The following is a 17,867-nucleotide window of genomic DNA, read 5'->3' on the forward strand; positions in this document are numbered from 1 at the left end:
CCCTGTATCAGATTATCGGGCAACATCGGAGGATGAAGTTTTACATAGATTAACAATGCGGCGGCAATGAATAAAAATGCGATGAGCGCGCCGAGCCAGTATTTTTTGAGGATCGGAATCATAGGGTTTCCATTGTCTCTTGATTTGGATCATCTTATAGCGTTCTTCCTTAATTCAGTATCAATTAATCGGAGCGTGATTATATTGTGGCATGGAAAAGGAGATTGCATGAAGCGGCTGCTTCCTTTCATTCTACCAACTGTTATCTGGGCGCAAAGCTATCCGGAAGTGATCGCGCGCATCGACAAATCGCTTGCCGTCCAAAGTGCCGAACAACTGGAGAAGGCGGCTTTGGAAAGTTACCGTGCCGCCGAAGGAAAACATTTGCCGTCCGTGGATGCGCAACTGAGCGCCGTGAAGCTCAACCGGACGCCTACCGTCATGTTCGCATCATCGCCGATGCAGACCGGAAGCAGAAACAAAGTGTCGGGAGAATTGTCGCTGACCTATCCTTTTTTTAGCGGCTTTGCTATTACCGCTTCGGCCGAAAAGGCTAAACTCAATCACGAAAAAGCGGCGCTTCATGTGGCTGATCTGAAACGCAACCTGTATTTGAATGCGACCGTTCTTTATGCCGGTGCCGCCGCTTTCGACAGTGTGATCGCGGCTCAGGAGGAAGCGAAAAAAGCCATCGAAGAGTCGTACAAAAAAGCCCAAGGGCTTCATCGAAACGGCATGCTTGCCCCTTCAGCCTTGTACGCGATCGAAGCCAAAGGCTATGAGATCGATGCGCAGCTTACCGAAAGCCGCAATGCACAACGACGGCTGCTGAATCGCCTCTCTTATTTGGCGGATATGCCAGTGGACGAAGTCGCCCTCCCCTCAAAGGACCTTTTTATCCCGGTGCAAGGGCAGATCGAACAGACGGCACTTACGGAACGCGAAGATCTGCTGAGTCTGGAAAAAATGGTAGGGATAGCACGCAGCGACAGTACGCTTGCACAAAGCCGTTGGTATCCGAACATCGCATTTGTGGCTTCCCTAAAGCGGCAGGGAGATACCTTCGAACTCAACGGAGACGGATACGCCAATGCGGATCAAAGTTATGCCGGAGCGATCGCCTCGTGGAATATTTTTAGCGGCATGAGCGACCGGCACACTCTGGAATCGTCCAAAGCGGCCGAAATGGCCGCTGTCGCCGCAGTAGAAGATTATAAACGTCAAATCGCGCTTGAAATACGTAACACGCAGTTACAAATCGAGGGCACCCGCAGCAAACTCTTGAGCGCGCAGATGCAAATTAAAGCTGCCGAGGAATATGCGAATCTGACACGCGGACGTTTTGACAATCAGCTTGCCAGTGCTGACGAACTGAGCCGGTCGATTGCCGATCTGGCCGGCGCAAAATCGAATGCGGCCGCGCTGGAAAGCGAATTGTTTAATCTGACGATCTCTCTGTGGCTTCAAGGGGGGCTTGAGGTTTACCGGAAAAAAGCCTTGTCCGAGACGCCCTGATCGCTCAACGATCCGCCCGGCTAAGACAGCTTTTTTTGACCATTTTATTCCATTCCGATCAGGGCGCGCCCTTTTTTGTTGAGATAAAAAGTCTCGTAACCGTCATCACCGATGCTCATGCACTCTCCCAAATACCCTTCGTCGTAAAGCTCGGATACGATCGTGCGTACCTGATCCGCATCCATGCGGGCGTATTCGGCAATGTCATCGGCTTCATAGATATTGTATTCGGTCTCGTCGCTAAGTGAAAAAATCGCTTGCATGACCCGCAGCTTGGTTGCGTTCATCATGCGCTTGCCTCCGAAATAAGGCAGGAAAAGCAGTGTTCATGGTCGTTGCACGACGCGCACGCCGGAGCCACTTTTCCGATTGCATCGTAAAGAAACTTTTTCCAGAGCTTATCTTTGGGTTTAAGCTCGGCAAGCGGAGGAAAATGTTTGGCCATATACGCACCCATTTGAATACGGTTTTTAAAGCCCAAATCCTGATAAAGATGGTTCATTTCCAGGGATTTACGGGCGATCAGCGGGGCAACGACATACCTTGCTTCATCGTCGACGGCGTATTTTTTCAGATAGGTTTCGATTTCGTGACGCATTGCATCGTGTTCGCTCATGGCATCCCTCCCAAAAGGTTTGCCGATAGAATGCAATTTCTGTACGCGGGTTAATTGACCCGCAGACGCGTCCGTCTGACGAAGAGGCGAAGAAAACTAAGGATCGAGTCGGCTTGGTCGATTTCGTTCAGAGCAGTGCTTTGCATTCCATTCCGTGAGCTTCCGCGACGGCTCGGTTCATAATATAACCGCCGAATACGTTCAGAGCTGTTCCGAGGGTTTCGTCTCTGAGCAAGCGGTTTAGCGGCGTGTGCGCGATACGCAGAAGATAGGGCAACGTCGCGTTGGTAAGGGCGATTGTCGATGTGCGCGGATACATACCCGGCATGTTGGCAACGCAGTAATGGACGATACCATCTACGTCAAACGTGGGATTTGAATGGGTTGTGGGACGGGATGTTTCGAAGCATCCTCCCTGATCGATCGAAACATCGACCAGGACAGAACCTTTTTTAAGGAGAGAGAGCATTTCGCGGGTGATGAGTTTCGGGGCCTTGGCTCCGGGGATTAAAACGGTTCCGATAATGAGATCAGCACTCTTGATACTATTTAATATTGACTCATGCGACGAGTAATGAAAAGTTACCCGCGGGTTCATGACGTCGCGCAGATACCCGAGTCGTTCGGTATTGATATCAAACAGCGATACTTCGGCTCCAAGCCCTGCTGCGGCATCGGCAGCTGCTTTGCCGGCAACCCCCGCACCCAAAACGACAACGTGCCCCGGTTCCGTACCGACAGCGCCGCCCATAAGCCGTCCGCTTCCGCCGTAATAGCGCCCGAGATGGACAGACCCGAACAGAGTCGCCATCCGTCCGGCAATTTCGCTCATCGGTTCGAGCAACGGCAAACGCCGGCCGACCCGCAATGTCTCGTACGCGAATGCGCTCACGTTTCGATCACGGAGTATCTCGGTGAGGCATTTATCTGCGGCAAGATGCAGATAGGTAAAAAGAATATGTCCCTCACGCAGGCGTGGGTATTCGGGTTCGATGGGTTCTTTCACCTTGACGATCATTTCCGCTTTTTCCCATAGATAATTCACGTCGTCTATGATCTCCGCTCCGGCCATTCCGTAGGCTTCGTCTTCAAATCCGCTGCCGATACCCGCACTTTTTTCGATGAGTACGGTATGGCCGGAGTGCACTGCCTCACGTACACCCGCAGGGGTCATACCTACGCGAAACTCGTCGGCTTTAATCTCTTTTGGAACTCCGATTATCATATTTTCCCCCTATCGCCACCGCATACAGCAACGGCATGTTGGACCAGCGTAACGCTTCCTCATCGTAAAATGCACCGATGCCGCTGCACCCTATGCCGTTGTGTTCGGCTAAGAGGTACAGTCCGTGAGCATATATACCCGCTTCAATGTGAGAGTGTGAATCGAAACGAACAGAAAAAATCAATGATACCACACTCGCGTTTGAAATAAAACGCTGTTCCAAAAGAAGATGAACGGCATCAGCCGAGAAATTGCCGTTTTGAATCTTCATCCCGTTCCGATAAATGCCTGTATGCATGGGATGTACGACGATATGAAGGACGTCAAGCGACTCACTGTACGACAGTTGTAATATTTCCCTGATTGCTTCAGCTTTCATTGTCTGAGGGGAAAAATCACGTGCACTCCGCCGCGTTAGATTTACATTTTCATCCCAGATCGGCCGAATGACAAGCGGATAATCGGTATAGGCGCCTTCGTGCGCAACCGCTTCTGTCAGCTTTGAATCACGGTACAGATAGTCGCACGGCGCGACCGTCATCAATGCTGATTCCAAAGCGACGGCAGGTCTGGATGACGGCACTCCGACAGCAAAGACGGATGCAATGAATTCACCCTCGCCCATCCCCATAATTCGGTTAAGACCCAAAATGTCCATATCGGACAATTTTGTCGTCGGCAATCCGAAATAGTTCACGACGTACTGCAAAGCCGCAATTTGATGCCCAAGGTCCAGATAGACATAGCGCCATGCTCTTAGAGCGTATTTCCATGCCGAACGAAACGGGACCACGGAAAACATAACGACGCATCCGTTAAAGCGGCGGTCGATGCCGATATACGGCTCGATTCCATCACGTTCTATCTCGCGGATGAGAACGATGGAAGCGGACGCTGCATCCCAATGGTAAATACCGTCGAGAAACCCTGATACGTTACGAATCTGCAGATACATTTCCAAGGGATGAAGATTTCCGGCCGAGGGGACGTTAAGACGATAATACGGCTTGCCAGACACCGTATGCCGGTCGGTAATACACCGTACCCGTCCAAGCCAAAAAAGCGGTAAATTGCCCTCGATCGCAATACGGTAGCAAAAATCGGGATAACGTTTGAAGAGTGAGGGCTGAGTCCTCCATTCCAAAAAAGTCGTTTTTCGGGCGACTGATTGCGGCGTGAGGAGCGTTGCGTGACGCATGCGAACGTCAGACGCCCATCCAGTTTTCGTGCTCATGCCCTTTTTTCTTGAAATTTGCGGCTTTATCGACCGCTTCGATGCATTTATCGTAATCCACTTCATCGGTGATTTCGGCAACGACCTCTTTGTAGCTGATGAGTCCCTCCTGATCGATGACGAATACCGCTCGTGCCAGACGGTCTTTGAGTTTTCCGTCGCTGATAAGCAGACCGTATTTTTTGGCGAAATCCCGGTTCGTATCGATGACAACATCGGCGCCGTCGATCCCCTCGCGCGTTACGAAATCCCGGACAAATTCCACATCATCCGTAGTGATCATGACCGTTTTGAGCTTTTTGAACTGCTTGATGAGATCATTGAATTTTTTGGCTCCGAGTGAGCATACTTCGGTTTTGAGCGAAGGGATGGCGATAAGAAGCTGCGCGGTCGGGGCAATCATTCCAATGACATTCTGGTTTCCGTCGATTTGCGTTACGCGTGCCGCCGGCGCTTCTCGCCAGATGCCCATCTCTTTTCCCTCTAGCGGGGTCGGTGTTCCGTGTACGGTGATCTGCATTGTTACTCCTTGTAGGGCTTTGTCACGATAGTGCAAAATAAGTTCTAAAAACTGCCTATTTTTTATCCACATGAATCCCGGTTCATTGCACTGTTTTGTACTACAATTAGTCCATAACTTAGACAAAAGACTGCAAAATGATGACCTTTGAAGCCAACATTCCAAGCCGTGAAGAGTGCCAGACCTGCTCGCTCACCTTTGCGTATAAAGAAATCAATCTGTTATATGAAGTGGCCGTGATGCTGACCAGCACAACCGATATCCATGAGAGCGTAGAGAAGGCGATGCGTCGCCTGAAGCAGCATGGATATCTGGAGAGATGTGCCCTTTTCCGCAAAAAAGAAGATGCGGATGAACTGGAGCTGTTGATATCGATCGATCTGGAGCCGTATCAGAAAAAGATGGCAATCTACCGCTTTGGCGAAGGCGCTACGGGTCTGGCAGCCAAAAGCCGCGAGCCGATCGTCATCGAGAATATCCACAACAACATCAATTATCTAAACAAGATGGGGAATATTTCGACGCAGATGGTCTCATATGTTGCCGTACCGCTGCTTCAGGATGAAGAGGTAATCGGTGTCATCTCAGCCAATATCGGTAAAAGCAGTCCGTTGAATTTTGATGAAATCGTCCGTATGCTCACCATTGTCGGCTCGTTGTTTGTGGGTGCACTCAAAGTTCAGCAGACGATTACACAGGAAAAAGAGTCCTTGAGCGAACTCAAGACGTATTACAAAGAAGAGATGCAAAAAGACTACAAATTTGAAAACATTGTCGGACGTTCCACGCGGATGCAACAGGTGTTTTCGATGATTAATACCGTCGCGCCAACCGATGCGACGATACTGATCCGCGGGGAAACGGGAACCGGGAAAGAACTTATCGCCACCGCCATCCACAATCTGAGCCGCCGCCAAAACGGCCCGTTCATCAAACTCAACTGTGCGGCTATCAGTGAGACGCTTCTGGAAAGCGAACTTTTCGGTCACGAAAAAGGGGCGTTTACCGATGCGCGGGAGATGCGCAAGGGACGCTTTGAACTAGCCGATGGAGGGACGCTGTTTCTGGATGAAATCGGCGATATCACACCCTCGTTGCAGGTCAAACTTCTGCGCATTTTACAGGAGCAGGAATTTGAGCGGGTCGGCGGTACCAAAACGATCAAAACCAATGTCCGGCTCGTTGCCGCAACGAACCGAAATCTTGAAGAGATGGTACGCAAGGGAGAGTTTCGCGAAGACCTGTTTTACCGCCTGAACGTTATTCCGATTAACCTGCCGCCGTTGCGGGAGCGGTATGAAGACGTGAAACTCTTAATCGAGCATTATCTTCACCGATTTATGAAAGAACACCGCAAAATGATGCATTTTACGAAAGCGGCAATGGAACTGCTGCTTGATTACCCATGGCCTGGCAATATTCGGGAACTGCAAAACACAATGGAGCGGATCGTCCTGATCTGTCCTGACGGCGAAATTCAGCCGGAGATGCTCAGTCACGTTCTGCCGTTTAACTATCAAAAACTGTACATGCAAAGCGATGATCATGCTATGCCCATGGCGCCCTCATCGACTCAGCCAGCTCCGAAAGAACTGGCAAACGGCCCGATAACCAAAAAGACTCTTCAGGAACTTGAACGCGAATCAATCATTCAAGCGCTTATGGATTCGCACGGGATTCAGACAAAAGCGGCACGTTCTCTGGGAATGACGGCACGCCAGATCGGCTACAAGATCAAACAATACGGCATCGAGATCTGATTTCGGGATTTATTCCATTTGAATTCGAATGCAGTTCTTACCGTCCGATTTTGCACGGTACAGCGCTTTGTCGGCTCTTTCGAAGACACTTTCCAGTGCTTCTGCGGGTTGTACCGAAGTCAATCCGAAACTGCAGGTAACATGAACGATTGTTTCGAAACTGCATTCGTCAATTTTTTTACGGATCTGATCGGCGACTTTCATGACGGCCATCGGATCGGAATAGCGCTGCAAAATAGCAAACTCTTCTCCTCCCCATCGGACAAAAGTGTCTGTTTTACGGATAGAGGAAGCAACCAGATCGGTCAATTGCTTCAGAACTGAATCGCCGACATTGTGGCCGAACGTGTCATTGATGCTTTTGAAATTGTCAACATCAAACAAAAGAAGATAGAGCGAATAATCGCGGTTATCGGCGTTTTTCTGATAGGATTGAAATATCTCTTCAAATAGACGACGGTTTCCAATTCCGGTCAGGGTATCGGTGGTCGCTAATTTCAAAAGCCCTTTTTCACCTTCTCCGACCAGCCCCATAAGAGAATGGATCATGCCGTAGTCTTGCTTGACGATAGGGGTGATTTGTCTGTAACACAAAGCCATAAGATGGCGTTTGTCGATAATGCCGACGACATTCTTTCCGTCCGCCGCTACGATTTTGTCGAACGGAATGTCATCCATAGCCTCAATTACGTCCGAAACAGCCGTCTCTGATTCAAATGTTTCGAGGGGCGAACTCATGAATTCGCGGATTGGAAGGCCGAGATTGTCGCAATTGTGTACGATACGCACCAAATCTTTGACGGTCAAAATACCGACATTCGAAGATTGTTGCGTAATAATGACGGCATCGGCATTATTGAATGAAAAGAATTCCAATACATGCTGGACAATGGTATCGCCTTCAAAGGTTTTGCATCTGTGTGCGGCATCAAAAAGATCACCGAGATGTGTTGAAGGGGTAATGACCGACATTTCTGGATTCATGCAATCTCTTTCAACGGTTAAAATACCATAACACCCAGAGTAATATTTTAGGTTATTATTGGTTAATTGTTGTCATTATAGCAGAGATTCATAAATCAAGCGTGCTTATTTGTCAATCTGTCAAAAATCCAAGAGAAAAAGATACGGATGTTCCCTATTCGCTGATGCGTTTGGCAACCACTTCTGCCGGAAATTTTTTAACACACGGATCGATATACCATACTTCTCCGTTGCTCAGTTCAACTTCTCCACCCCATCGTTCATCACTGTCGAACTCTGATTTGAGTATCGTCTCTTCCATGTCTTTCTTGGCTACATAAAACGAAATTGCTCCTTTAGAGTCATAGCGTAACATCACTTTTGCCACATCGTATCCTTATATTCTATAATATTAGACGTCTTATGGAAGACGCACATTCTTTTTCAATGCATTTATTGTGCATGGAAAAAACGCCGTATACGGTGCCACCAGTCCGAAGATAGATTCCCTTCGAACGTGATGCGTAAAAAAGTCCCAGCCAGCCGCTTGACGATCGTATTGGCTTGATAGTCTTTGTTATCGCTGTGCGGGAAATCCTCACGGTAATGACTCCCCCTGCTTTCCTCTCTCGCCAGGGCACACATGAGCATTGCTTCGGCAACGGTCAGGGAATTTCGAAATTCGATAATAGAGAGAAGCTCGACATTATCGCTGCGTTCTTTGTTGATACAACACAGTCCCGAGGACATCGTCATCAGATAGTGGACGTATTCAAGCGCATCGGCCAGCGAATCATGCGTGCGATATATCCCCGCATTGTTGTAGAGGTTATTTCCAAGATTGCGCCGCATCGTGTTGATGTTGAAGCGATTTTCCCCCTCAAGTATCATCTCGATGTAACGTGCCTCTTTGTCGACAAGCGCGTAATCAATCGGGTGAAATTCACTTTTCTTGGCGGCACGTGAGGCTTCGATTCCTGCGACCCGCCCGAAATAGGCTGCTTCCAGGAGGCTGTTTCCCCCCAGCCGATTGGCACCGTGTACTCCGCTGTAGGCACATTCTCCGCATACGAAGAGGTTCGGGATGTCGGTAGACGTATCGCTACGGCTCCAAATGCCCCCCATCGTGTAGTGAGCGGCCGGCGTGATCGGGAGCAATTCGCTGAGTATATCTACACCCGCTCCGTTGAGGGCATGTTTCCGGGCGGACGGAAGTTTTTTCTCGATAAGTTCTTCGCCAAGATGGCGGAAATCAAGATAAACACTGTGCCCTTCTGCCTGATGGCGCATGATGGCACGAGCGAGCTTGTCCCGAGTAGCCAGTTCATCGGTAAATCTCGTCCCCGTTTCATCGACGATGTAAGCTCCTTCGCCGCGAGAAGCTTCGCTGATCAATGTGCCGCTGCCTGCTAGTGTCGTCGGATGAAACTGGACAAACTCCATATTCACCAGCCTCATTTTGCTGCGCAAGGCGATGGCCAGCATATCTCCGCTTGATTCTTGCGAATTGGTCGAGTGGCCGCGGTATATTCCCGCATATCCTCCTCCGGCCAAAATCAGGGACTTGCATGCAAATGCTATCACCTGAGAATCTTTACGACGGAGAATCGTGATGCCGGAGAGCTGTTCTTTAAATGTCGCAATGGAGAGCATTACGTGATTTTGGAAAATCTTCACCCCTTCTTTACGGCATTGTACGAGCAGCGTTTGCGTGATCGCGGCCCCGGTTTTATCGGCAATGTAACAGGTACGCGAGGATTTTGTTCCGCCGAATGGGCGCTGGGCGATCTCTCCGTCATTTCGGCAATCGAATGCGACGCCCATTGATTGAAGCTCCCGTATGATTTCTTCAGCACCTGTCACCATCGCGCTGACCGATGAAAATCGGGCCAATTCACCCGCGCCGTTCATCGTATCACCGATATGTTCGCGGCACGAGTCGCGATGCGTGGTTTTAAGGACGGCATTGATCCCGCCAGATGCTACGGCAGAGTTTGAACGCAAGGGGTTGCTTTTGCAAATCAGCGCAACGCTCAGCCCCGCGCGTCTAGCATACAGCGCCGCATAAAGCCCGGATATGCCGCTTCCGACAACAACGACATCATACAGCATACGAATCCCTCATAAGCGAGCGCATCGATTCTTCCGATGCACTCGGCAGATACGCGAGCAATGCATTGTCTTGAACATGCTGCGGCTCAACTGCGCCGAATATGGCACTGATCGCCCCGGCACTACGGGCAAATTGCAGTGCAGTCGCAATATCGGTCAACTCCGATGTGTTCATATGTGCTCCGACGACCGATGAAAACGCCCGTTTAAAAAGATTTTTCTGGAGCAGCGGAGAGGACCCGAGCATGCTCAAGCCGTACCGTGCACACGCATACATCAGAGGATAATACATACCGTCTTCGCACCGCTGGTTGGCATAACCGTAGGCATGCGGTTTTGCGAGATTAAACGGACTTTGGATGTATTTGAACCCGTGATGCTTGCCTCCGACGCGCGTTGCGATCTCCATGACTTTTGCCAAGGAGATGTATTCGGTATGATCTTCTTCATACAGAAATCCGTTCCATGATGCAATGCCGTACGAGCCGAGCTTTCCTTCACGGCGAAGCTCCTCGAACAGCTCGAAAGCCGCTTCAATCTGAGCGTAGAACGTCTCTTGATCGACATACCCGAGCTGTGTTTCGGGATTGTGCAGATAATAGATGTCGAGCGCATCGATTCCGATGTTCTTCAGCGACTGTTCAAAACTCCAGCGCAGAAATTTTTTCGACATGCAATGCTGATCGATCACAATTTCCTCTTTGGCGGCCAATCCCCCTTTTACAACTATTTCCTCAATCCAGCCGTAGGGATTGTCCGGAAACGGGAAATCAAGAGGTATGAAGCCGCCTTTGGAAGCGATGATAACTTCATCGCGTTTGATTTCGCCGTTTTCAAGCATCGGCATAATGGCTTCGGCAATCTCGCGCTCGCTCATCTGGTAGCGGTAATTGATCGCCGTATCGATCAGATTGATTCCGTTTCGAAGAGCCGTTTGGATCGCTTCAGAGAAGTTGATGATGTAGTTATCTTCTTTGTAGGGTTCGGGTTTGTACGTTCCCAATCCCAGCGAAGGAAAGAACAGTTCTCCGTTAAAACGGTAAAAATCTTTGGAATAGTTGCCGAATTTTTTGAGATACCGGAATGTCCCCTCTTTCGTTGCCAATTTCATCAGATCACCATGACGCGCAAATTGGTTTTGAGTTTGAAATTAAGCATGTCCTGCATCCCAGCCAACGTCGTCGTCGTGTTCATCGAGCAGCTCATGCATTCCCCTTTGTACTGGATGTACAGTTCATGCTCTCCGTCAACCTCTTTGAGATCGACGACTTCGACGTCGCCGTGATCGGCTTTGAGGGTAGGACGGATGTATTCCTCCAGAATCGATTCGATGCTTCGGAGTTTTTGCACAAGACTCATCGCATTGAAATTCCCGTCCCCTTTGGCCTCTTTTATTTTTTTGCTGATCGCCTCTTTAGCCAGCTCTTCTTGGACTTCGGCAAGCAGATCGACGAGATAAAGATCTTTCTTCTCATGTCCGCCGGGCTTGATACACGATTTACAGAAACCGCCTGCTTTGGTGTAGTCGACAATTTGCTCGATGGAACCCAGTTTATTGAGGCGGATTACCTCTTTAAGGGTGTCAAGGCTGACGCGGGCGCATTCGCATACGATGAATTCCGTCTCGAATTCGCTCATATCCACCCCTTTGTAGATAGATGCCGCTTTTTTGATCACATCGTAGGCCATGACCGAACAGTGCATTTTCTGCCCCGGAACGGCAGGAATGTTCGGATCGTCACGGAGCGCTTTTTCAACGTCGATATTGGTGATTTTGAGTGCTTCGTCGACTGTTTTTTCCATGCACAGTTCGGCCATCATGTCCGAGCTGGCGATCGCCGTACCGCAGCCGAAACTTTTGAAACGGCTTTTGACGATCACATCGTTTTTGGGATCGATCATCCAGTACAGTCGCACCGCATCTCCGCAACTCTCCGCACCGAAATCGGCGATAATGAGTTGTTTTTCTGCAGAATCGGCCTCTTCCTGGGTTATTTCTCCCATATTTATCGGATCATTCATCCGCCGCTGTACTTCAGATGAATACTCTTCCCACAACGCTCCGCCGATCAGGGTGTCTCGTGCCATTAGCTGCTCCTTGTAATGCAATGATATTGTTCTAAGACATGCAAGAGGTATTCTTGTGTACCTACGACATTTTTGTCATTACACTTATCAAGAACGCAATATGCATAGAACATATCAATTACTTAAAAGGGAGCCGTCATGGTCCAGATTACCGCTGTATTTAACAAACACTGTCTTAACGATGTTCTGCGTGAGCTGTTCGATAATTTGATCGAAGGGGTTACAGTTATGGATGTTATCGGGAAAGGATCACTCGGCATCGCCGAGAAAAACAATGCGCCCGATCTGTATCCTAAAGTTATGATCATTATCGTCGTCTCCGACGAGCGACACAAAGAAATTGCGATGGAATGCATCCGTTCCCACACACAGGATCTGGGACACGGTGCCGGCAAAATGTGGATTACCCCCGTTTCGGAAGTCGAACGTATCCGTACGGGAGAGAAAAACGAAACGGCATTGACACAGCCGATACCGCGTGCGACCACAAAAAGCAATACTTTTTTTACCGCCGTCGATACTCCATCGAGCTAGAAGGTGCCTTGCGGGCATCTTGTGCTTGACTTTCATTTTACTTATAAGTTATCATGTTTCATAGCCATCGATAGAATCATTTGAAATCTTGTCATACAGGTTGCAAAAATGAAACGTGCGCTGCTTCTGATTCTCCTGCTGTTTGCGTCCCTTTCGGCAATATCGTCTGTCGTTATAAAAGTCGAGATAAAAGGGGCAATCGGGCCGGCGCATTCCCTGCTATTGCAGGACGCTTTGAAAGAGGCGCGCAAACGGCATGCGAAAGCACTGTTAATAGAACTTGATACGCCCGGCGGCTTGTCGTCGTCGATGCGCGACATGATTCAATCCATCACCAACAGCCCTATTCCCGTCATTACCCACGTTGCCCCCAGAGGTGCGCGTGCCGCCAGTGCCGGAACCTACCTTCTGTATGCTTCACATGTGGCGGCGATGTCCCCTGGGACCAATCTCGGTGCGGCGACCCCCATCAGCCTGATGCCCCCTTCTGCCGAAAAAGAATCAAACGCCACGGAAACAACGGCGGAGAAAAAAGCCATCAATGATGCCACAGCCTACATAACCAGCCTCGCGCAGATGAATGAGCGCAATGCCACATGGGCCGTCAATGCGGTTGAGTCGGCTGAAAGCCTCTCCGCGCAGGATGCTTTGCGTTTGGGGGTAATCGATCTTATAGCCGACGGTGCAATACCGCTTCTGGAAAAGCTTGAGGACCGTACGGTCATACTCTTGGGAAAACGGGTGCAATTGCACGTTGCCGGAAGCACGGTCATACCCTTTGAAGCTGACTGGAAAATCCGCTTTCTCTCGACGGTAACCGATCCGAATATCGCATACCTGTTGCTTCTCATCGCCATATACGGCATTTTTTTCGAAATGATGAATCCCGGTGCTGTTTTCCCGGGCGTCGTCGGTGCCATTGCAGGCGTCATTGCTCTTTTTGCGCTCAATATGCTCCCCTTCAGCTATGCGGGATTACTTCTGATCTTGTTAGGCATCGCGTTCATGGTTGCCGAAGTTTTTGTTGCCGGATTCGGTGTTTTGGGGATAGGCGGCGTTGTCGCTTTCGTCTTCGGATCGCTGCTGCTGTTTGATGCAGATATGTTAGGCAGCGGCGTTTCCCTGCCTCTCGTCATTGCTTTTAGCATACTCAGCCTCGGATTCTTCATTCTGGTAGCGAATCTTTATGTGCGCTCGCGATCGGCTAAAGTTGTCACGGGAGCCGAAGAGATGATCGGCGCCGATGCCGAAGTCGTGAAATCAGACCAAGGAGGTTATCATGTACTCTGCCATGGGGAGATATGGCACGCCGAAAGCAATAGTGAATTAACCGTCGGTCAAAAAGTTCAGGTTATCGAGCTTCATGGCCTTATCTTGAAAGTAAAACCCCAAAAGGAGTAACCATGTTTTTAGATATACCAGTCATTATTATCTATGCCGCGGCATTGCTCATAGCCATATTGCCGATTTCCATCCGTATCCTGCGCGAATATGAGCGCGGCGTCGTTTTCACGCTCGGACGTTTCACCGGTGTCAAAGGGCCTGGGCTTATCATACTGATCCCGTTTATTCAACAGATGGTAAAAGTCGATCTTCGGATCGTCGTTCTGGACGTGCCGACGCAAGACGTGATTTCGCACGACAATGTCTCCGTCCATGTCAATGCCGTCGTCTATTTTCGCGTTTTGGAACCTCAAAAAGCAATCATACAAGTCGAAGACTATCTCGTTGCGACAAGTCAGCTGGCACAAACGACGCTTAGATCGGTATTGGGCGGGCATGAACTTGACGAGATGCTGGCCGAACGGGAGAAACTCAATTACGATATACAGGAAATTCTCGACAAACAAACCGATGCCTGGGGCATCAAGATATCCAATGTCGAAATCAAGCACATCGATCTGGATGAAAGCATGGTCCGCGCGATAGCCAAGCAGGCGGAAGCCGAACGTGAACGCCGGGCCAAAGTCATCAACGCCAAAGGGGAACTCGAGGCGAGCAAAAACCTTCTGGCGGCGGCGGAAAAACTCAGTCAGAACGATTTGGGAATACAGCTTCGCTATCTGCAAACCATGAGCGATATATCAAACGACAAAACGAACACGCTGATTTTTCCGTTTCCGACCGATTTAGGCAAATTTCTCAAAGGCACCGCAAAAGAGTAGTCGATACACCGAATTATCAAACCAAAAGTTTAAGAGCGCTATAATTGCAAAAAATTTTGATCAAGGACTTTGTTTTGAGAAGTCATTTTTGTACCGATTTAACGGAAGCCAACATCGGCGAAGAGGTCGTATTGTGCGGCTGGGCGAACAACTACCGTGACCACGGAGGGATCGTATTCATCGACCTTCGCGATAAAAGCGGCCTAATCCAGCTCGTCTGCGATCCGGCAGACAACGCGCATGCGCACAAAGTCGCGAGTGAAGTGCGTGACGAATTTGTCCTCATCGCCCGCGGCCGCGTTCGTGCCCGCGGCGAAGGACTTGTCAATCCCCGCCTCAAAACCGGAGCAATCGAAGTCATCGTTGATGATCTTGTGATTGAAAACCGCTCCGAGCCTGTCCCGTTCGTCATCGGCGATAACAATGTCGGCGAAGAGACGCGCCTCAAATACCGTTATCTCGATCTACGTAACCCGAGTGCGTTTCAAACCTTTCAGCTACGCTCAAAAGCGGCGATTGCGGCGCGTAACGTTTTGGATAAACTCGGATTTTTGGAAGTCGAAACACCTATCCTGACCAAATCAACTCCGGAAGGCGCGCGCGACTATCTCGTGCCGAGCCGCGTCCATGAGGGCGAGTTCTACGCCCTCCCCCAGTCTCCGCAACTCTTTAAACAATTGCTGATGGTGGGCGGATTCGACCGCTATTTCCAGATTGCCAAATGTTTCCGCGACGAAGACCTTCGTGCCGACCGTCAGCCCGAATTCACCCAGATCGACGTCGAGATGAGCTTCTGTAACCAAGAAGACGTTATCCGCGTTGCCGAAGAGCTGATCACTGGAATGTTCGCCTCTGCGGGACACGAAGTCCACACGCCGTTCAACCGTATCAAATACGCCGATGCGATGGAATGGTACGGTTCGGACAAACCCGATCTACGCTACGACCTCAAAATGATCGATGTGATCGACATCTTCGCACGCTGCGACAACGAGATTTTCACCTCTATCGCCGCGAACCCGAAAATGAACCGCATCAAAGCGCTCCGCGTTCCGGGTGCCGATCTCGTATTCTCCAAACGCGAAATGAAAAGCTTCGAAGATTACGTCCGCAAATTCGGTGCGAAAGGGCTGGGTTATTTCCAGATGAAAGAAGACGGACTCAAAGGACCGCTGGAAAAATTCTTCGCTCCCGAAGATTTGCAGCTTCTGATCGATCGCACAGGGATGGAAGTGGGCGACGTCGTCTTCTTCGGTGCGGGAGATAAAAAAACCGTATGGGATTATATGGGACGCTTCCGTATTTTCATCGCCGAGCACGAAAAAATGAACCTGATCGACAAAGACCGCTTCGAATTCGTGTGGGTTGTCGATTTCCCGATGTTCGAAATTGAAGAAGGACGTGTCAAAGCGCTTCACCACCCGTTCACCATGCCGCGTGATTTGAACCACGAGCATCTCGAAGACATCGAATCGATTGCCTATGACATCGTTCTCAACGGAACCGAACTGGGCGGCGGATCGATCCGTATTCATAAACAGGCATTGCAAGAGCAGATTTTCCAGCTCCTCGGAATCGGCGAAGAAGAAGCTCAGGAGAAATTCGGATTCCTCCTCGATGCACTCAAATTCGGCGCGCCTCCGCACGGCGGTTTCGCGATCGGTTTCGACCGCTTCATGATGCTTCTCTCCAAAAAAGACAGCATCCGCGACGTTATCGCGTTCCCGAAAACCCAAAAAGCGTCGTGCATCATGACCGATGCCCCAAGCCCGGTCGAAATCACGCAGCTTCGCGAACTCCATATCCGTTTACGCGAAAGTGCCAAATAATCGATGAAGAAACTTTTTCTGATCATCGGCGCCCCCGGTTCGGGGAAAACGACGGATGCAGCCCTCATCGCCGAACGTAACGGCGAGTCAATGGTCCACTACTCTACCGGAGATCTTTTGCGTGCCGAAGTGACCAGCGGAAGCGCGCGCGGTCAGCTGATCGACAGCTTTATCAGCAAAGGGCTTATCGTCCCCATCGAGATTGCCGTAGAGACAATCACGTATGCGATCAAAAATGCCCCCGCCGATGTTGTCCTTTTTGACGGCTATCCGCGCAGCAATGAACAAATGAATGAACTCGACACATTTCTTGCCGCTGACAAGAGTATCGAGCTTATCAACGTCATCGAGGTCGTTGTAAGCGAAGAAGTGGCGCGTGATCGCGTCCTTGGGCGTGCACGCGGTGCGGACGATGACGAAAAAGTTTTCAATAACCGTATGAGCGTTTACACCGATCCCCTCGCGGATATTCAAAACTTCTATACGGCAAAAAACCTCCTCAAAAAGATCGACGGTGAACGTTCCATCGAGCAGATCGTTGACGAGATGGAACTCTTTATAAAATCTAAAATTTAAGAAGGACAATAACCATGAAAATTATTCTTTTGGGCGCACCGGGTGCGGGAAAAGGTACTCAAGCACAATTTTTGACGAAAGCATTCGATATTCCCCAAATCTCAACCGGCGATATGCTTCGCGCCGCGATCAAAGCGGGAAGCGAGCTTGGCGTACTGGCCAAATCGTTTATGGATTCGGGCAAACTCGTCACCGATGAAATCATTATCGGTCTGGTCAAAGAGCGTATCGCGCAAGATGATTGCCGCAACGGCTTCCTCCTCGACGGTTTTCCGCGCACCGTTCCTCAAGCCGACGCGCTCAAAGAAGCGGGGGTCGCAATCGATGCCGTCATCGAGATCGATGTACCTGACAGCGTGATCGTTGAGCGTATGTCCGGACGCCGTGCGCACCTCGCATCGGGCCGCACCTACCACATCGCTTACAATCCGCCGAAAGTCGAAGGCAAAGACGACGAAACGGGCGAAGACCTTGTCCAGCGCGACGACGACAAAGCCGAAGTCGTTCTTGACCGCCTGCGCGTTTACCACGAGCAAACCAGCCCGCTTATCAATTATTATAAAGGTGTAGCGGCCAACGACATCACGGTCAAATACATCACCATCGACGGTACACAGCCGATCGATACGGTCGAAAAAGAGATTATTTCCCGCCTTAAATAAATCCTTCGGGCTGCGCTGCAGCCTGAATTTTCATTTCCTTTACTTCAATGTATGCCGTGTTATAATCT

Annotated in this window: 18 protein-coding genes; 8 read left to right on the forward strand and 10 right to left on the reverse strand. The window is 49.9% G+C overall.

The genetic code is table 11. The features are described from left to right. Window positions 1-228: 228 nt before the first annotated feature. Window positions 229-1,515: a TolC family protein gene (locus tag JU82_RS00940; RefSeq protein WP_037945643.1), complete on the forward strand. Its 1,287-nt coding sequence runs from the start codon at window positions 229-231 to the stop codon at window positions 1,513-1,515. Window positions 1,516-1,559: 44 nt separating this feature from the next. On the opposite strand, the gene JU82_RS00945 is transcribed toward JU82_RS00940, so the two are convergent. From JU82_RS00945 to JU82_RS00965, 5 genes are all read right to left on the reverse strand, one after another. Beyond that, on the reverse strand, window positions 1,560-1,805 hold the full coding sequence (locus JU82_RS00945) for a hypothetical protein (RefSeq protein ID WP_037945645.1): 246 nt from the start codon (window positions 1,803-1,805) through the stop codon (window positions 1,560-1,562). Continuing rightward, window positions 1,802-2,131, reverse strand: a complete 330-nt coding sequence (locus JU82_RS00950; protein ID WP_037945646.1) for a nitrogen fixation protein NifQ — start codon at window positions 2,129-2,131, stop codon at window positions 1,802-1,804. Before JU82_RS00950 ends, JU82_RS00945 begins: the two co-directional genes overlap by 4 nt. Before the next feature lie 127 nt (window positions 2,132-2,258). Beyond that, window positions 2,259-3,356, reverse strand: a complete 1,098-nt coding sequence (gene ald / locus JU82_RS00955) for an alanine dehydrogenase (RefSeq protein ID WP_037945647.1) — start codon at window positions 3,354-3,356, stop codon at window positions 2,259-2,261. Beyond that, window positions 3,328-4,590 (reverse strand): hypothetical protein, encoded by a 1,263-nt coding sequence (locus tag JU82_RS00960; protein ID WP_294891961.1) that lies wholly within the window; start codon window positions 4,588-4,590, stop codon window positions 3,328-3,330. Before JU82_RS00960 ends, ald begins: the two co-directional genes overlap by 29 nt. Further along, window positions 4,562-5,110 (reverse strand): redoxin family protein, encoded by a 549-nt coding sequence (locus JU82_RS00965; protein WP_294891963.1) that lies wholly within the window; start codon window positions 5,108-5,110, stop codon window positions 4,562-4,564. The genes JU82_RS00960 and JU82_RS00965 overlap by 29 nt, the downstream gene beginning before the upstream one ends. A gap of 137 nt (window positions 5,111-5,247) precedes the next feature. On the opposite strand from JU82_RS00965, the gene JU82_RS00970 reads away from it, so the two are divergent. Continuing rightward, entirely contained in the window at window positions 5,248-6,870 is a 1,623-nt protein-coding gene (locus tag JU82_RS00970) for a sigma 54-interacting transcriptional regulator (RefSeq protein WP_037945649.1), read from the forward strand. 9 nt (window positions 6,871-6,879) lie between these two features. Here JU82_RS00970 and JU82_RS11540 read toward each other — a convergent pair whose 3' ends face one another. From JU82_RS11540 to JU82_RS00995, 5 genes are all read right to left on the reverse strand, one after another. After that, on the reverse strand, window positions 6,880-7,854 hold the full coding sequence (locus JU82_RS11540) for a diguanylate cyclase (RefSeq protein WP_294891966.1): 975 nt from the start codon (window positions 7,852-7,854) through the stop codon (window positions 6,880-6,882). A gap of 154 nt (window positions 7,855-8,008) precedes the next feature. Beyond that, window positions 8,009-8,221 carry a putative nitrogen fixation protein NifT gene (gene nifT / locus JU82_RS00980; protein WP_294891968.1) on the reverse strand — a complete coding sequence of 71 codons (213 nt, stop codon included), beginning with the start codon at window positions 8,219-8,221 and terminating at the stop codon, window positions 8,009-8,011. A gap of 65 nt (window positions 8,222-8,286) precedes the next feature. After that, window positions 8,287-9,945 (reverse strand): FAD-dependent oxidoreductase, encoded by a 1,659-nt coding sequence (locus JU82_RS00985; protein WP_037945650.1) that lies wholly within the window; start codon window positions 9,943-9,945, stop codon window positions 8,287-8,289. Further along, the gene (locus tag JU82_RS00990) at window positions 9,935-11,056 is read right to left on the reverse strand and encodes an aldo/keto reductase (protein ID WP_037945651.1); all 1,122 of its coding nucleotides are present in this window, start codon (window positions 11,054-11,056) and stop codon (window positions 9,935-9,937) included. Before JU82_RS00990 ends, JU82_RS00985 begins: the two co-directional genes overlap by 11 nt. Further along, window positions 11,056-12,033 (reverse strand): iron-sulfur cluster assembly scaffold protein NifU, encoded by a 978-nt coding sequence (locus JU82_RS00995; protein ID WP_037945652.1) that lies wholly within the window; start codon window positions 12,031-12,033, stop codon window positions 11,056-11,058. The genes JU82_RS00990 and JU82_RS00995 overlap by 1 nt, the downstream gene beginning before the upstream one ends. Window positions 12,034-12,171: 138 nt before the next feature. Between JU82_RS00995 and JU82_RS01000 the strand changes: the two genes are divergently transcribed. The 6 genes from JU82_RS01000 (at window position 12,172) to adk (ending at window position 17,799) form a co-directional block, all read left to right on the forward strand. Further along, a complete protein-coding gene (locus tag JU82_RS01000) occupies window positions 12,172-12,567 on the forward strand; it encodes a P-II family nitrogen regulator (protein WP_294891971.1) in 396 nt (131 codons plus the stop codon). A 108-nt stretch (window positions 12,568-12,675) separates the two neighbouring features. After that, window positions 12,676-13,968, forward strand: coding sequence for a nodulation protein NfeD (locus JU82_RS01005; protein WP_037945653.1), 1,293 nt, complete (start codon window positions 12,676-12,678; stop codon window positions 13,966-13,968). Between the two features lie 2 nt (window positions 13,969-13,970). Next, entirely contained in the window at window positions 13,971-14,732 is a 762-nt protein-coding gene (locus JU82_RS01010; protein ID WP_037945654.1) for a slipin family protein, read from the forward strand. Between the two features lie 74 nt (window positions 14,733-14,806). Beyond that, on the forward strand, window positions 14,807-16,561 hold the full coding sequence (gene aspS, locus JU82_RS01015; RefSeq protein ID WP_037945722.1) for an aspartate--tRNA ligase: 1,755 nt from the start codon (window positions 14,807-14,809) through the stop codon (window positions 16,559-16,561). A 3-nt stretch (window positions 16,562-16,564) separates the two neighbouring features. Beyond that, on the forward strand, window positions 16,565-17,137 hold the full coding sequence (locus tag JU82_RS01020) for an adenylate kinase (protein WP_037945655.1): 573 nt from the start codon (window positions 16,565-16,567) through the stop codon (window positions 17,135-17,137). Window positions 17,138-17,151: 14 nt separating this feature from the next. Then, entirely contained in the window at window positions 17,152-17,799 is a 648-nt protein-coding gene (adk, locus tag JU82_RS01025; protein ID WP_037945656.1) for an adenylate kinase, read from the forward strand. Window positions 17,800-17,867: the final 68 nt, after the last annotated feature.

The organism is Sulfuricurvum sp. MLSB (assembly GCF_000747095.1).
Classification (GTDB): Bacteria; Campylobacterota; Campylobacteria; order Campylobacterales; family Sulfurimonadaceae; genus Sulfuricurvum.